This is a genomic window from Arcanobacterium ihumii (assembly GCF_900604515.1).
Lineage (GTDB): Bacteria > Actinomycetota > Actinomycetes > Actinomycetales > Actinomycetaceae > Arcanobacterium_A > Arcanobacterium_A ihumii.
Window position 1 is genome coordinate 668,938 of sequence record NZ_UWOS01000001.1, and the last position, 15,447, is coordinate 684,384.

The window sequence follows — 15,447 nt, forward strand, 5'->3', positions numbered from 1 at the left end:
CTAGCACCGCGGACTACCGAACTTCAAAAAATCAAGCACGCCGGCGATCAAGCAAGCTATCAAGCATTGCTCCCCCGCCTAGCAGATCCTTACGGAGTTCTTCGTTTCCGGTCATTTCAGGAGCTGCGTTTGGCGCCTCAACTGCCACATCACTAAAGCGTTCTCCCATCTTTGCAGGACGGTATGGAACTGCTGCACTAGCTTCTTCAGCCGCTTCAAATGGCTTAACTGCACGCTTGTGGATCCGTGGTTTAATTGTGTAACTGGGAGCTGGAACGCGTACACCAGAAGTTTGTGGCATCACCACTCGTGAACGTGAGCCTACTTCGGCTTCACGCACTTCACCTGAACGTTCAACGCTAGCCTGAACTCGGTTTTCACTCCCAGTAACTTCACCACTCTTGCGAGCCTGTGGGCGACGTGACGCACGTGAAATCTGATCGAAGGTCATTCCAACCGGCAAAACTTCAGCTTCATGTGTAGCCTCAGCCTCCACGTCGATGACGCTCGCAGCGTCGTCGGAATCCTTCGAACCTTGGTGCGCAACTAAACCTGCCGCTGCAACATCACGGAACTTTCCACCAGACTTTTGTAACAATGCGTCATACTTAGCTACGCGCGCACGATCAATTTCATCCGACTTCTGCCACACCCGAATCAAGTAGGTCAGGCTAGCTAGATAAACAGCACCGGCGCCGGTTGAGATAGCGGCTGCCAAAGTAGGGAAAGTCGTTGTACCGGCAAGAATCCAAAATAGAACAGTGAGCACAACGGCAACAGTTCCAATTGCCATTCCGCGCACATGGTAAACGTAGCGCTTGGCAATACGAGCCTTAGCCTGGGAACGTTTGCGCGCAACAGCACGCACATCAAGAGTCTTCGGCCGCCGCGCTGCCTTTGCTCCCGCTACTTGTTTCATCTTGCGCTCCGTTGTGAAAATTGTTCCGTGTTCTACATTTGTTTTTGGTTGGATTTTATGGGTACGACCTTGGATGATACGTAGCTCTTGCGCATACTTTTCGTCTATCACAGCCTCATTCAAAACCCTGCGGCGTTTAAACAAAGCGGGCAATACATAAAGCAGCAAGAGCAGTACCACTAAAGCAATTGCAATACCGTCTCCACCCACATTCCTTACCGTATTAAATTCAACCACGAGTAGGGCTCTTCAGGGTGGGCGTGTTGAAAAGATATTGATGTGAAATATCAGGTCACAGTCCCAACCGTCACATTAGAAACATCTGTAACAGGCCGTCGCTACGCCACCAGAACTCGGCTATCGATCCAGGATCATACAATCAAGAACATCACCAATCGCAACTGAACGTTGCGACGCCGGCACAACGGCCAAGCAGTTCGCTTCGGAGAGCCCAGTGAGCAATGGTTTTCCTGGCTCAGCCGTCGGTTCGACTTGGTAACCGCGCGTCGGGTTTCCCAAAACTTTAGCACGGACAAACTCCTCCACCCCGAGCGGTGATTCCCAACCACGAATTACAGAAGCCTTGATCGAGCGGCGATGAATATGAGTATGACCAGCCATCTGGCGAAGAGATGGGCGAATGAAGACCTCAAAGTTAGTTAGCGCAGAAACCGGCGATCCAGGAAGACAGAAAATCGTGGTATCTCCCAAGCGTCCAACACCAAGCTGGCGCCCAGGAGCCATCGCAATATTATCAAAGCGCACTGAGCCAAGTGGCGAAAGCACTTCTTTTAAGGTATCGCCACCACCATAGGAAAGACCTCCGGTAGTGATGATGATATCTGCGCGAACGAGTTGGTCTTCGATCATTTCTCGAAGCTCGCGTTTGTCGTCCGAAACCTGTCCGACTCGGTAAACTTCGCCACCGGCGTCGGACACTGCCATCGCAAGAGCGTGCGAATTTGCGTCATAGATCTTTCCCTGACGCGCCGGTCTGCCCGGCTCCTGAAGTTCATCACCAATGGACATAATGACGACGCGCGGTTTTGGATTAACCAACACAGTTGCGTGACCCGCAGAGGCAAGGAGTGCCACCTGGCGCGATCCAATGCGAACACCTTCTTTAAGGATTACCTCTCCAGCAGCGAGATCTTCTGCTCGAGCGCGGATATTCGCACCATGATCAGCTGAAACCCTGATTGTTACATCAGCTCGACCACCGTCTGTAGCTTCGATAGGGATGACGGCATTAGCCTCACGCGGCATCGGAGCTCCCGACGAAATCTTCACTGCAGTTCCACTAACCAGCGCCGATGGCTCGATGGAATCGGCGCGAACTTCCTCTACCACCGGTAAAACGCGCGGGCTTGTTTCCGAAGCACCGTAAACGTCCTCGATGCGTACGGCATATCCATCACGACCTGCTAGATCTGCCTGAGGCACATCCACGAGCGATCTCACATCCTGGGCAAGCATACAGCCCACAGCGCCGTCAATTGCCACATTAAACGGTGGCAGCGGGCTCGAAACCGCCAGACACTCAGCAAGATGCTCTGCTACCGATTTCATGACGCTCCTTTAGTTCGGCGTATCTTTCCTATAGACAGCATAACGTGCCAGTCCTCTGGGGGCGTAATAATTCCTATCCTGCCTCAACCGTGGGATAATCGAATCATGCCAAATTTAGTTCTGCATCTTCCGGATGTTTCTCACCTTGATCAAGAAGAGGCAAAAGACATTCTCCGCTCCCATGTGCGTGAGCATCGCAAGCAGCGTAGCGATCAAGCTCGTGCCAACTTTGCCGAGCTCTGGAAAGATACAGTTCTTGAATTCATTGGAGATCAGAAAACCGTTGCATGTTTTGTTTCCACTAATTACGAACCACCGACGCTCGAGCTGTGCAAAGTAATCGCAGACGCAGGTAAAACCCTGCTTTTGCCAAAACTTGGCCCAGGTCTTACCCGCGCTTGGGGATACTTCAAAGGTTTAGACGATCTCGTTCAAATGGCACCTGGTCGCCCGCCGGAGCCGTCCGGCCCAGCTTTCGACAACGATATTCTCACTGAGGTGGATGTGCTAGTTTTACCTGCTCTGCTCATGTCTCGCGATGGTGAGCGCCTCGGTCAAGGCGGCGGTTGGTACGACCGTGCTCTAAAAGAGGTCGGTGAGCGTACCAAAATTGGCGCAATGGTATTTCCAGAAGAGCTCATTGATGGTCATGTTCCACAAACCGAGCTTGACGTCCAGATTCCGTATGTGCTGCGCCCGAGCGAAATCGTAGAAACATCGCTGATTAAGTAAGCCCAGCTGGTTTTGACCAGCTTCCAGGGATTCACGCTCGTCTGTTTGCGGTTTCATAAGTGCGTAGTATCATGCGTTCACACTTCTGTACGTTCGTAATTTGTGAGTTCGTGGCTTCGTGTGTGCTCCACAGTTTCACGACATACTTCGTTGTCCACAGTTATTTATGATGACATCGCTAACCACAATTTTTCGCCCCCATTCCCCTCACCCAGAATGGTTTTGCGACCGTTAAGGCATGAAGAAACCCCGTCGAAACCACAGTGAAAAACCCGGTACAGATAAAGGAACAATCAACTTTGCACGGCACAGCCGGCGTTCGAGTCCAATCCGCGCCGTACTTTGGCGATGGCGCTGTGTAGTCTTTGCACTCGTGATCGGCGCATTCGTCCAAAGTATCTTGACCTACGTATCGTCATCGTCCGTGACTTTGGAAAACGTCGTCGTTGCAAAAACAGAGCTGAGCACCGGTGATGTACTCGATTCACACAACCTAGAGATAGTTCAACTTCCCACTAAGATCCTTCCCGAAAACACTATCTCGAATCTAGACGACGCATCAGGGCAACGTATAGTTGCACCACTGCCAAAGGGCATGCCCGTGGTTCGTAGCCAGTTCCTCGATTCATCATTTTCGAGCCACGCTCCACCAAACACGGTGATCACTACTATTTCACTTGCCGATGACGCCACTCTTGCGATATTGAAGGAAGGAAGTCGGATAGATATCTACGCTCCGCCAAGGGAAAATTCGGATGAATTAGACGCGGAGCTACTTGCAAAAGATGCCATCGTCATGTCTACGATTTCCCCATCAGATCGTAGCAATTCACTATTTGATGACTTTACTAACAAATCATCTTTGATGGTCGCAATCCCAAACGATACAGCTAGGCTAGTAATTGGAATTGGAGCAAGGACGCCTCTACGTGCCGTGCTTGCGGGATAGTGAGGACTTCTTTTCCCAATCCACGAGAGAGAAGGAAAATCATGCTTAAAGGCTTCAAAGAATTCATTAGCCGCGGAAACGTCATTGACCTTGCAGTTGGCGTTATCATCGGAGGCGCATTCAGTCCCATCATCGTAGCCCTAACCGACAAAGTCCTCATGCCACTCATCGCTGCTATCTTCGGCAAGCCTAATTTCGATCAAGTCGGTGCTTTCACTGTCAACGGCGCAATGATCATGCCGGGAACCATCGTTACCGCACTCGTCAACTTCCTTATTGTTGCTGCTGCGCTCTACTTCTTCGTAGTTGCTCCAATGAATAAACTCAACCGTAAGCGTGACGAAAACCCAGACGCTGTTGAAGATGCTCCAGCAGACGACGTCGCACTTCTTACCGAAATCCGTGACTTGCTTGCGCAAAATGCGCAACACAACACCCCTGGTCTGTAATTGTTAGGCTAATTCGCCAGTCGAGATTAGCTAACTTCCAAACTAAATGTTGCTAGATCTTCCCAAAATGAGGAGGAAGATTCTCAAGTAACTCACGCTCGTGCGGGCTAAGCGAATTAATCGCTTGGCCCGCACTGCTATGTGAGCCTTTACCGCTCCCGCGTTGCCCATCCCGGTTGGGGATTTCAGGGCGTACAGGAGGAGCGTCATAAATATGCAGTGCCTCTTCAGGAGTTTGAATCTCTCCCCTATCAAGCCGCTTCTGATCTATTCGAGATAGACGCACCACCCGCTTTGGACGAGACCCCGAGCTAGCTTTATCGCTGATGCTCATCGCCGTTCGTCTCCACTTCAGCGTTCTCTGCATCTGCTTCACCTACAGCACTTTCGTATGCAAAATTAACATCAGCAGCAGAGTCTTTACCTGCAAGCTCCTCATCGGCTACTACATCTTGTGCGTGCGTTGAATCATCAGTAACGGTTCCTACCCCGTGGAGAGTATTAGTACCGTCGTCGTTATGACCTTCATTAACCACGCCGGCCGAGGTAACGACAATTACATCGTCAGCGACCTTTTCAACAGCTAGACCTGAGCGGCGAACAACGTTATGGAGCACAACATCAAACTGGCTCCCACGGCGAACCAGCGCAATCTCATCGCGCAATGATTGAACAAGCTCATCCGCATTTCGTGGGATTCCGTCCGAAGAAATCCATTCAACCATTTCGTCAAGCTGATCATCAGTATAAGCGGCAAGTTGCAAACCTGGAACTACACTCGGGCGTGGTCCACGCGGGACTGCAACAATCGTCTTTTGAATACTTTGCATATCTCCTGCAAGAGTCCCCATCTCACCAGTTCCGGCACCGAACTCGGCCGTATTCGAAACTTCAATCCACTGACTATCGGCAGTTTCCTCCAAGTTTGGAACGGTAAGTGGAGAATCCGCCGGTTTACCTCGCAATTTTTCAAGCATCGCGATTACAGCATCCGCCTGACCAACCGGATCAATGAACAATGAAGTCGAGAAGGTTTGGTAAACATCCCATCCGCGCTTTTCGAATGCTTCGATACGATAGCGATCACGATTGCGCAAAGATTTCTCAGCCACGTAGTCGGCGTCGTCAAGCAAGACGGCAACAGCCCACGTACCTGGGAAATCATCGTGGCCCGCAACCAATGGGATACGTTGAGAGCCTTCGAAACCATAGTCAATCAGAGTCTTCCAACCGGCCGAATTTAGACGTTCTGCCAGGTCAGAAAGTAACGGCGAATCTGTTTCTGCAGATCCAGAGGCGGAAGAAACGCTCTCGCCACCCGCATAGTTGAGCAGGTCAGCGAGCAAGAGTGGACCTGGAGTCGAAACTCGAGAAACATCAATATCCCCAGCATCAAGCGAGCTCACAACCGTCATCGAACGCCGCGGAGACTCAATCGCGTCAACCAACCCGATCAAACCGTGAGGCTCGGCAAGCTGACCGAAAGAATGAAGAACTCGACCGTGCACAGTCTTCCCGAACCCAGGTGAGAAAATGATATGGTCTCGACGAATACCACTCGCCTGCGAAATATCAAGGACCATAAACGGTTCAGTTTGAGCCCGATTCATGAAGCGATCAAGAGCAATCGATTTAGCACGAGTCTCTTGAAGTGCATCGCGAACCCGTTGCGCATGAACCGGCGAAACAGTGATCACAGCAAGTGAATCAGTATTTTGATCCAACGCATACTCGACGACGGCGTCCACCACAGCTTCTACCTCAGGTTTTGTGCCCTCGATTGCGCCATCACCAGACGAACTCGGAACACCTCGACCATCCACCACAACCAGCCTCGAAGCACGAGTGTTCGGACGAGCGGGGATCGGGTGATAAAGATCTTGATAACCGTGGTTCATCAGTGCACGGGTTGAAAGTTCGTCTTGCTGAACACGTCCTGTAGGAAGCTCCACAACCGGCAAAACAGCAGAGAAAGCATCAATCGCATTTGCTTCGAGAACCAATTCATGACCAGAATCTTGAGCAGCGCTATTCCTACCCTCGCCACGAATCAGTGACGAGCGCCGAGTATCCCCAACAATAACCGCTTGGCATCCACGCAAAACCGTTGACGCAACACTTGCCATCGTTGCTGAATCGTTGGTGTCAACCACCACGATATCTGACCACGGCATTGGCGGAATGTATTCCGCAACCATCACAGGTGGAACAATCCATACTGGTCGCGCAACTTGAACTAGGCGTGCATAAGTGGCAATAGCATCGCGCAGTGCGCCAATATCGTACTGACTAAGCACTGCATCTAGGCGCAAGGTATCGTCTCGATGCGCACGAGCCACTTCCCGCATCACATTGATAGCCGCTAGCTGAACAGGTCCTGCTAGTGCAGCCACATGCTGCGAATCCAATTCGCGTAAACGTGAAAGCAGATTTGCGATATCCCGAGGGCCAAAGGCAGCTAGAACTTCAGACTTCGTAATCAAACGCTCGAAAATTGAAGAAGTATTTGCAAGCTCAAGCTCAGCGTGAATCATTTCCACCGGCACTGATCGATTCCGCAAATCCTCAACGAAACGTGCAAATCCTTGTTCCGTCAGTTTCTTCGTTACCGCATTGCGCTCAGGAAGTGAGTCCATATGAGGCGCATCAGTAACAAGTTCCTTGAGACGGGCTTCTAGGTCACTAAACGGCAAGTTAAGGAAGTCCATTCCCCCAACCTGCTCAGAAAGAAGACCCAGCTCAGTGCGGACTTCGTCTCGCGTATGACGAATCTGCGCAAGGCCATCAGGCAAAGCTGGCCATCCGCCGTCGTGGGTATAACGGCGCCAGATCTCACGGCGTTCTTGGACCAGCATCAGTGCTGAATGAAGATCGCGCGGCGTAGCACCTGGTCGTAACAAGTCTTCAGCTTGACGCTTTAATGCTCGACGTTCGCCACTCTTCATTGAGTGTCCATGCGAATCACGCCATTCCTTGGTGGCAGTAGCAATCGCCATGTCCATTGGAGAGGTTTCAAAAATATGAGGTTTAAACGTATCGAGGCTGTCCGAGATACCTTCGAGCACAGAGATCTGCTCGAACCATTCCGAAAGATTGTTTGCCTGACGCAACCCAGTTTCACCTGCTGCACGCGCAGCCTGCGAAATCGTTGCCGGAACGGTAATCGTTGACAGACGGCGCGCGCGTTCCAGAGCTTTTGCTCCTTCGCCGTCGTCTGCAATTGGCGATTTTGCCCAAGCGGAAGAAGCCATTACTGCATCGAACACACCTAGTTCGCTGGCACGATCAAGGACGCGTTCCACTTCGCCGTAGCCTTCACCTTTAAGCGCTTCAATTGCTTCAGAACCGAGGCGAACTCGCGTCCTGGGAGCCTCAGGTCCCGAGGTCAGTCGGGCGAGCTTTTCAAGCATATCGTGCACTGAGACGCCCCACTCCGCATCCACTTCATGGAGATCATCAACGAAGGTACTCAGCTTCGAACGAGTATCAATAAGCTCCTCTCTAAGGGCAAGAAGCGCGTCGACGTCAATCTCAGGCTTGTTCAGACGCAATCCGGTTCGTAGTCGCAACGGGACCGATTCGACATCAGTAAAGTCGAGTACCAATTCACCCAATCCAATTTTGTCGAGTTCGGCACGGAGGTTCTTGCCCGCAGAAGCTCGTGACGGGACATAGATGATTGACTTGCCTGATGCCGCGGCATCAGCTGCAATTCCAGCAATTGTGGAAATTCGTTCGGTACCAGGGGCCGCATCGATAACCAACGAGCGCCCTGAGGCAACTGCTTCAATTGCATCAAGCTCACGCACATCGTGGTCACCAGCACCTCGTTCTGCTTCTGGGATACGATCTTCGCTCAGACCTGCAGGTAGGGGAATCGATGAGCGATTGCGTCGTTCTGTATCGCCCGCAATCGCTGCCATTACTCCCGAGCTACGCACATAAGGCAACATTGCTTCGAAATCAGTAAGCATTGTTTGAGCTGGACTGGTGAAGAAACCAATAATAGATTGCTCTTCGTAGGAGAATCCTGGCAGATAGATACGGCCAAGCTCGACGATTCTGGCGATGATTTCGTCGACGTTTTGGGAATGAGTTGCCATCTGCCGGAGCTGGGCAACGTCTTCAGCAGGTATTCCATTAATGCGAAGCGCTTTTTCGATAACCGGGTTAATTCGAGCTTGGCTAGAAAGCTGCAGTTTGGCATCACCATCGGAAAGGAACTGGATCCGAACATGACGGAACAGCGCCGCAGCTTTTCGCTCCACCGCGGCTCGCGGAGCTTGCGTAGATTCGCGCTCCGTCTTGGCAGCCGAACTCTTCTCGCTGTGATTTTTGAGCGCTTCGTCAACCTGGTCAGACCGCTCGCCTGCCAAGACTTTCTGCATCTCACGAGGCGCAAGACGCAATTCACCAGTTGCTTCGTAAACGTCGGTCCATTCGGATGGAGCTTCCTCAGGCTCAGGCAATTCCGTCCAGGAAATCTTTCCAACACTCAAGGAAATCGGAGCGTAACCGTGTTCATCTTCGAGCTTCGTTGCAATACCGCGCAATTGGGTGAGTCTCTTTTTAGCGCGTTCGAGTGAATGAGGCTCTCTGATCAAGCTAGATAGACGCGTCTCCATGTGTGAATAGAGGTTGGCAGACCCGGTGGGATGTGCGTTCGAAATATCGATCTGACCAGCATCGCGCGTGGCCACAGCAGCCTCATCCGATTCGGCAACCTTAAAAGTGAGTTCATTTCTCCACACGGAACAAGCGATGTCCATGAGTTCATCACGGGATCGGGTTTTCGACGACGCCGCATCGCTTCCATTTCGATCGGAAAGTATCGAGGTGCGCTGAACACCCGGTTGATTCTGAGATTGCGAACCGTCTGTTCCCACATTCGCTCCGTTAAGCGGCTGATCGGGTTGCGACTTAGATTCCTCTACCCCTGGTGCAGGATCTGAACCGCGACGGTTTTTTAACCCTGCTGCGTTATCGCTAGCAGAGTCAGATTTCTTGGACTTGCGACGAAAGAAAGGACTCACCCTTTTACCGTACTTTGTTTCCTTATGAAACGGTGAACGCGCGCCGTGAAAATCACTGAAAGGTTCTCCCTTAGATGAAGTGAGATAACCGTTTGGTGCCCCCGGGCAGAATCGAACTGCCGACACACTATTTCGTAACCCTTATCACATATATCTAAACACAAGGATGCGCTCTGTTAAGATTCTTTTACTTTACGGCTGATAGATAATACTATTCAATCTATACCACCTCATTTAACCCATATGAAATAAGACTATACTGTCAAAACTCTCATAACGGCTTAACGATTAGAAGTTGGAGTGACGACAAGAGCGACGCCTAACCAGCATACTGCTGCAAGAGTGAGTGTTGCGGCAGGGTACTCAGTGACGTTAAGTATCGTTGCACATTGAATGCCCACGATTGTGCCACCTGCTCCAAAGGCGTACGACCAACTCATGATACGTCGAAACTTCTCGCCCTTAAATGTCGTCTGTCGATATGTGGTCAAAAGACTCATCCTTGCGCGGGAAAGAACCGCCATAAGACCAACAAAAACGACTGCAACACCATAAGTAACATCTAAAATGCTTGTAAGAACAGCGAAGCTACCAGCAGCAAGAGCGCCTGCTAGACCGAGCCCTTGTAGGAGTCGCCTCGTAGAAGCTACTTTCACAGAAATCCTTGCTAGCTGTGGCCCTATTGTGGCACCCAACCCGAAACAGATAAGTGTTATTGCCATCCCGTGGGCTGGATTATTAGCAAGTCGGGATACCCATATAAAGAAGAGGGAACCTGAACACGCAGTTGCTATTCCTATGATTGCTGATAAAAGTGGAGAAGCTGCGCCTGATTTGAAAAGTTCAGCGAAAAACTGACCTAGCGGCACCCTCACACCCGTGAGTGCATAATCATCAATATCAACATTCTCGCGTGGTGCCGGAATCGGATAAATCGAGCGCGATCGCCACCGCAGACTAGCACCCACCAGCGACAATACAATATTACACGCGAAAACGACAATAACATCGATACCTGCAAGCAAAGCACCAAGTGGGCTAAAAATAACGAATCCAGTGAAAGCGAGGAGCGAATCAACGGACGTATTAAAAACTAACGTCTCAGAAGTATCTGCTGCCGCAAGAGATTCACCATAGAACTCATCAGCCAGATCTGGTATGGGACTTAGCGCAAGACCAATCCAAACATAGCCAAGCATAATCCATCCTGCTATATCAGGAAAAACAAGAATTCCAGCAATGGCTATAGTCGAAAGTATAGTCTCGGTGATGTCAGTAGCGATAAGTGCTAGATCAGGACTAAATCGGCGTAAAATACGTGCGTAGGCAGGAAATAAAAACACAACAAGCTCACCAATTTGCCCCGTAAGAGCAAGAAAAACAATTGGGATTACTCCCAGAGCTGTCAGCGAATCAAATGATCCATCGATAACACGATTTCCCATGACACTGACAACAAGACCAGCCGTCATAAATCGTCGACTTACACGGAGAATACTTGGATTTAATTGGCGTAGCATATGAAACAACGACATCCTTACAAGGTCATATTTTGGCTAGTAAGATCCTGTGGTGAACGTAGATATTGGATATTGCTAGTGTTATGGAGGCGACCCGTGGGGAGTATAGGGCGTCCTAGAACTAGATTGCAGAGAGATTCGGCTCCTGGAACAATTATCTGTACCGTGCATACTTGTTTGTCTTCTGATTGCCAGGCTAGGCGCGCGTAAGATGTAAAACCTTTTTGCTTGAGAGTGTCGACAGGAGATTCTAGTGCTATTTGATCTTTCTGAATATGATCAAAATCTATTGAAGAAAACCCATCCAGAGGAAAGATGCGTGTCGCAATTCTTTGCATATTTGGATATTTAGAAAGTTGTTCCAATGGAAATCCCCCCTCATCCTGCCAAGTAGCTCCTCTCTCCGTTGCACAGTAATATTGTTGAAGTTCTGTCAGAGCGCGTATCAAAGCCAGTCTAGGATACTGAGATGAACCGAATCCAAGGATTCCTTCATTGTTACGGGGTTCTGTGGCAGCACAAAAAACAAAACCAGCCAGTGACTCTAGAAGATAAATAGATACAGACCCATTAGATAGATCTGAGATATGTTTTATGTTTTGATTTAAAGGGTCTTGACTTTCGAGAACAACAGTTCTGATCCTATCTGGATTTCGATATACATCAAGAAGGAATTGACTCTCTGCATCTCTTTCAATGATTTCATTTAGTGCATGCAAGGCAGCATCTTCAATAGTCAAACCTGCCGCTGTGCCACTACTATTGGCATAGGCTGACAATGGTGCGATTTTTACTGGATTTGCATCCAGATCAATCGAAATATCCACTAAAATTCGAGGGTAAAGAAGTTTATTTGTGCTAGCTATCGACAAGTCTGAATTAAGCGGGAAAAATTCCAGAAGGTCTTGATCCTCCCCGTTAGCAAGCGTTTGTGCCGCTTTAAAAGCATAGTCAATTTCACCAATGCGATCGTCACCCCTGTAACTTTGTGTGGATTATTTTGGAATAGATTCCCGGAATCCGGTGAGCAGTAGCCGCGTGTTCAACAGCTTCAAAAAGTCCTGAAGCTACTGCCTGATCGCCAATTCCTTTTCCCGACGCCTTGCTTACAATTCTGCCATCGAGAGATTTTAAAGTTGAACCTGTAGTAATAAAGTCACCTACAGGGGATTGGTGTATAAATCGACTTTCTAACTGATAGCCATAGGATTCGGCCCATCGACAAGCAATTTTAATCGCGTCTTGAGGCGAAGAAATACGTTCGCGTGTTTGTATATCGTAGTCGTTGTACAATTTATCATTCCTTTTTAGGGCTCCGTAATTTTTGTTTACGGAGCCCTAAAAAAGTGCTATTTAGCTTCGCTTTCAATTACGTCAAGCATGATTTCGTATTCATCTGTAGTAATCGGATGACCTTTAACAATTCCAGTCTTTCCACTCATTGTTTTTGTCTGCCCCATATTTTTCTCCTTTGAACAATGTGGAGTGACTTCTTAAGTTTAAAATTTAAAATAAAAAGTTGTCAATCATTCAAGACATTTTTATATAAATTGACCTAAAATGAGTGTTAACTCTCGTGCACTTTGAGCTCAAATAACCAAGAATATAAGCGAAAAAACTTCACCCATCGCATAATATAATTAATAAATCAAACTACACGCGTTCACCAATTTGGTCAGAAAAATCGAATCTACCACCTAGAATCACTCTACTGGTAATGAGCCAACGTATTTGAAGCGTGAAATTTTAAACAGCAAAGAAAGCAATATTTACCTCGGCTAAAATAATCAAATTCTGTGAGGCACGCTAATCTACTTATATTGCACGACACTCTGTAAAAGCTACTCTCCATGTATGTCAAACGTAAAACTCGCACCTGGAACGCACACCATATATTCTTGTACTCCAATCAAAAAGGGAGATCACTACGAGTTGAGGTGGCGCATCCGAGACCATGAGGGCAGGCTGCACATAAAACGTTCACAAGCTTCCACCGCTGGCGAGGCTCGCAGGCGAGCTTACGAAAAAGTAGACCATATTCTCCGTTCTACAGCTGACATGAAATCAACTTGGTCAACCGCAGATACTATTACGGACTTCCTTGACCAAGAGGTACTCCCCATCATCGAGTCCAAAAGACTCTCCGACACTTCCAAAGAACGTTACCTCGGTGTGCTCGCTCACTATCGTCGTTACACAAAAGGCAAATCGATTGCCTCATGCGCAACAGCGCCATCGCTTATAAAAACTCTCAAAGTAATTGCCGATGAGGTTGGGATTGAAACGGCTCGTCAAACACGATCAGTTGTGTCTAATTACGTTTTCCAACAGTTGATCCTTCATCAACTCGTCCAATCCAACCCCATACGCGGCGTGTCCCTTGATTTTCTCAAAAGTGAAACTCAGGAAATAAATACTTTCCAACACAGGATGAATGGCAAACTTTCTTAAACTTTGTCCTCAATGACGATCCCCATACTCCTCTGCCTGGTAAAGAGCACATTCCGCAGGCTCACAAAAAATCCGCAAAAGCACGGCACGCTAGAATTATCCAAATTACCGAGTTGCAGCTTGCTACTGGCTTGCGTGCCTCTGAAGCTCGTCAAATAACATGGGGCGATATCTCTCAGGACAATGACGGAACTGTATGGGTGACTGTAGCTTCGAAAATATCAAAGACTAAAGTTGGGCGTACCATTCCTATACTCGTTCCCGAGGTCGGTCAGCGGTTGATTGCTAGAAAAGGTGCTGACAGTGAACTTGTAAACCCGTAACCTACGAGTAAACGTCCATGGGATAAAGCAGGCGTACACAAAGCAGTTCGTGAGTATTACACAGGAATAGCACAAACCCATCCTGAACTTGGATTTTTGCAACACGTGCGCTCTCATGCTTGGAGAGGAACGTTGAACACCATCATCGCGCCCTACCTTCGTCCTGATGAACGAGCTGCTTTCTTCGGTCATTCCGAGCGTGTAAATGCACGTTCCTACACCGATTATGTCAATGTCAGACCCGTGCTTAAAACTATCGGTCAATTGATCCGAGAGTAGATTTTAAATCTACTCTCCTATCTACTCTCGTAAACTTCGATACTGCACGATATTCAATAACACTCAATAACAGACATCTACAAGAAATCCCTGAATATAGGTACTTTTGGTGCCCCCGGGCAGAATCGAACTGCCGACACCCGCTTTAGGAGAGCGGTGCTCTATCCACTGAGCTACGAAGGCGGACTTAACTAGTCTAGCGGAATGAGAGCACACACCCCAATTTCAGATGTATGCTCCCACTCGCTCAATGAGATTGTGTACTAATCGCCGATCACAACCCTGCGCTCTCCACCGCGTGGTCTGGTCCGACGTCATCTCCCTCACGGACACGGCGTGGTACAACCATTGCCGGGCAGGCCGCATATTCAAGGATCGCCTGCGACGTCGATCCCAGCAAGAGCCCTTTAAAACCGCCCCGTCCGCGGGTACCAAGTACCAGCAAATCTGCTTCCTTGGAGAGCTCAGTTAAAAGGACAACTGGATTGCCCTGCATCACATGAACTTCGACGTCAATATCGCGACCTTCATCAACAGCGACGAGCTGGTCTTCAACGCTCGACGCAATTTCTTCGAAGAAATCATCATCAAGTGAGAATTGTGGAACCCAGCTCACGGCATCAACATTAACCGAACAAACAATGGAGAGCTTTCCTCGCCAGCGGTCTGCTTCCCAAACCGCGCGTTGTAAGGCCATTTTTGCGTGTTCCGAACCGTCTACGCCAACAACCACATGCTTCACTGGCAGGCAGGAATCTCCACCTTGATGAGGGACGACGACGGTCGGGCAGTAAGCATAGGCAGGCACCGCCGTCGAAACGGTGCGAAGAAGACGGTCGGCAATTCTGCCCGAACGTGAGGCAGTTCCGCCTACCACGATTAAAGCTACCTTTTTAGACATTTCAACCAGCACTTCAGAAGGATCACCGTCGACGAGTTCCCAACTGATCTTTACGCCTTGACCTTCAACCGACTTCGCCATGGAAGTGATCATCTTTTCAGCTGCAGCGTAGAGGTGCTGTCCTTCTTCTGCGATATGACCGGTAGCGATCGTATGCGCTGCGTAAGAAGGGAGTTCATATATACACACAAGACGAAGTTCTGCACCTCGTTTACGAGCCTGTTCCAGCGCCCATTTGAGGGCTGAAACTGACGGTTCCGAACCATCTACCCCAACTACAACAACATTGTCATGAGCCATGAGAGCCTCCTTCAGTTGATAC

General features: G+C 49.2%; 12 protein-coding genes and 1 tRNA gene. 5 read left to right on the forward strand and 8 right to left on the reverse strand.

The features are described 5' to 3' along the window. Positions 1-31: 31 nt before the first annotated feature. Both EIH22_RS02995 and EIH22_RS03000 read right to left on the reverse strand, forming a co-directional pair. Positions 32-1,156 carry a DUF6667 domain-containing protein gene (locus tag EIH22_RS02995; RefSeq protein ID WP_124054318.1) on the reverse strand — a complete coding sequence of 375 codons (1,125 nt, stop codon included), beginning with the start codon at positions 1,154-1,156 and terminating at the stop codon, positions 32-34. Positions 1,157-1,276: 120 nt separating this feature from the next. Then, entirely contained in the window at positions 1,277-2,488 is a 1,212-nt protein-coding gene (locus EIH22_RS03000; RefSeq protein WP_124054319.1) for a molybdopterin molybdotransferase MoeA, read from the reverse strand. A gap of 105 nt (positions 2,489-2,593) precedes the next feature. Between EIH22_RS03000 and EIH22_RS03005 the strand changes: the two genes are divergently transcribed. From EIH22_RS03005 to mscL, 3 genes are all read left to right on the forward strand, one after another. Further along, the gene (locus EIH22_RS03005; protein ID WP_124054320.1) at positions 2,594-3,220 is read left to right on the forward strand and encodes a 5-formyltetrahydrofolate cyclo-ligase; all 627 of its coding nucleotides are present in this window, start codon (positions 2,594-2,596) and stop codon (positions 3,218-3,220) included. A 238-nt stretch (positions 3,221-3,458) separates the two neighbouring features. Continuing rightward, positions 3,459-4,169, forward strand: a complete 711-nt coding sequence (locus EIH22_RS03010; protein ID WP_124054321.1) for an SAF domain-containing protein — start codon at positions 3,459-3,461, stop codon at positions 4,167-4,169. 41 nt (positions 4,170-4,210) lie between these two features. Next, positions 4,211-4,618 (forward strand): large conductance mechanosensitive channel protein MscL, encoded by a 408-nt coding sequence (mscL, locus tag EIH22_RS03015; protein ID WP_124054322.1) that lies wholly within the window; start codon positions 4,211-4,213, stop codon positions 4,616-4,618. Positions 4,619-4,670: 52 nt separating this feature from the next. Here the strand turns inward: mscL and EIH22_RS03020 are convergent, their stop codons facing one another. The 4 genes from EIH22_RS03020 to EIH22_RS03035 form a co-directional block, all read right to left on the reverse strand. Next, positions 4,671-4,952, reverse strand: a complete 282-nt coding sequence (locus tag EIH22_RS03020; protein WP_124054323.1) for a hypothetical protein — start codon at positions 4,950-4,952, stop codon at positions 4,671-4,673. Further along, a complete protein-coding gene (locus EIH22_RS03025) occupies positions 4,936-9,651 on the reverse strand; it encodes a hypothetical protein (RefSeq protein ID WP_124054324.1) in 4,716 nt (1,571 codons plus the stop codon). The genes EIH22_RS03020 and EIH22_RS03025 overlap by 17 nt, the downstream gene beginning before the upstream one ends. Before the next feature lie 281 nt (positions 9,652-9,932). Continuing rightward, positions 9,933-11,123 (reverse strand): MFS transporter, encoded by a 1,191-nt coding sequence (locus tag EIH22_RS03030; RefSeq protein WP_235001748.1) that lies wholly within the window; start codon positions 11,121-11,123, stop codon positions 9,933-9,935. A 65-nt stretch (positions 11,124-11,188) separates the two neighbouring features. Further along, on the reverse strand, positions 11,189-11,998 hold the full coding sequence (locus EIH22_RS03035; RefSeq protein ID WP_160149009.1) for a YcaO-like family protein: 810 nt from the start codon (positions 11,996-11,998) through the stop codon (positions 11,189-11,191). Positions 11,999-13,025: 1,027 nt separating this feature from the next. On the opposite strand from EIH22_RS03035, the gene EIH22_RS03045 reads away from it, so the two are divergent. Both EIH22_RS03045 and EIH22_RS09135 read left to right on the forward strand, forming a co-directional pair. Beyond that, on the forward strand, positions 13,026-13,622 hold the full coding sequence (locus EIH22_RS03045) for a hypothetical protein (RefSeq protein WP_124054328.1): 597 nt from the start codon (positions 13,026-13,028) through the stop codon (positions 13,620-13,622). Positions 13,623-13,672: 50 nt separating this feature from the next. Then, positions 13,673-13,945, forward strand: a complete 273-nt coding sequence (locus tag EIH22_RS09135) for a tyrosine-type recombinase/integrase (protein ID WP_407640826.1) — start codon at positions 13,673-13,675, stop codon at positions 13,943-13,945. A gap of 386 nt (positions 13,946-14,331) precedes the next feature. Here EIH22_RS09135 and EIH22_RS03055 read toward each other — a convergent pair. Both EIH22_RS03055 and EIH22_RS03060 read right to left on the reverse strand, forming a co-directional pair. Continuing rightward, positions 14,332-14,407, reverse strand: a tRNA-Arg gene (locus EIH22_RS03055). A 91-nt stretch (positions 14,408-14,498) separates the two neighbouring features. Further along, positions 14,499-15,425 (reverse strand): universal stress protein, encoded by a 927-nt coding sequence (locus tag EIH22_RS03060; RefSeq protein WP_124054329.1) that lies wholly within the window; start codon positions 15,423-15,425, stop codon positions 14,499-14,501. Positions 15,426-15,447 lie beyond the last annotated feature (22 nt).

Bases quoted from the DNA above. Each gene is read 5' to 3' on its own strand.
- EIH22_RS03000 (WP_124054319.1), bottom strand. From the start codon at position 2,488: ATGAAATCGGTAGCAGAGCATCTTGCTGAGTGTCTGGCGGTTTCGAGC.
- EIH22_RS03020 (WP_124054323.1), bottom strand. From the start codon at position 4,952: ATGAGCATCAGCGATAAAGCTAGCTCGGGGTCTCGTCCAAAGCGGGTG.
- EIH22_RS03045 (WP_124054328.1), top strand. From the start codon at position 13,026: ATGTCAAACGTAAAACTCGCACCTGGAACGCACACCATATATTCTTGT.
- EIH22_RS03030 (WP_235001748.1), bottom strand. From the start codon at position 11,123: ATGACGGCTGGTCTTGTTGTCAGTGTCATGGGAAATCGTGTTATCGAT.
- EIH22_RS03005 (WP_124054320.1), top strand. From the start codon at position 2,594: ATGCCAAATTTAGTTCTGCATCTTCCGGATGTTTCTCACCTTGATCAA.
- EIH22_RS03060 (WP_124054329.1), bottom strand. From the start codon at position 15,425: ATGGCTCATGACAATGTTGTTGTAGTTGGGGTAGATGGTTCGGAACCG.
- EIH22_RS03010 (WP_124054321.1), top strand. From the start codon at position 3,459: ATGAAGAAACCCCGTCGAAACCACAGTGAAAAACCCGGTACAGATAAA.
- mscL (WP_124054322.1), top strand. From the start codon at position 4,211: ATGCTTAAAGGCTTCAAAGAATTCATTAGCCGCGGAAACGTCATTGAC.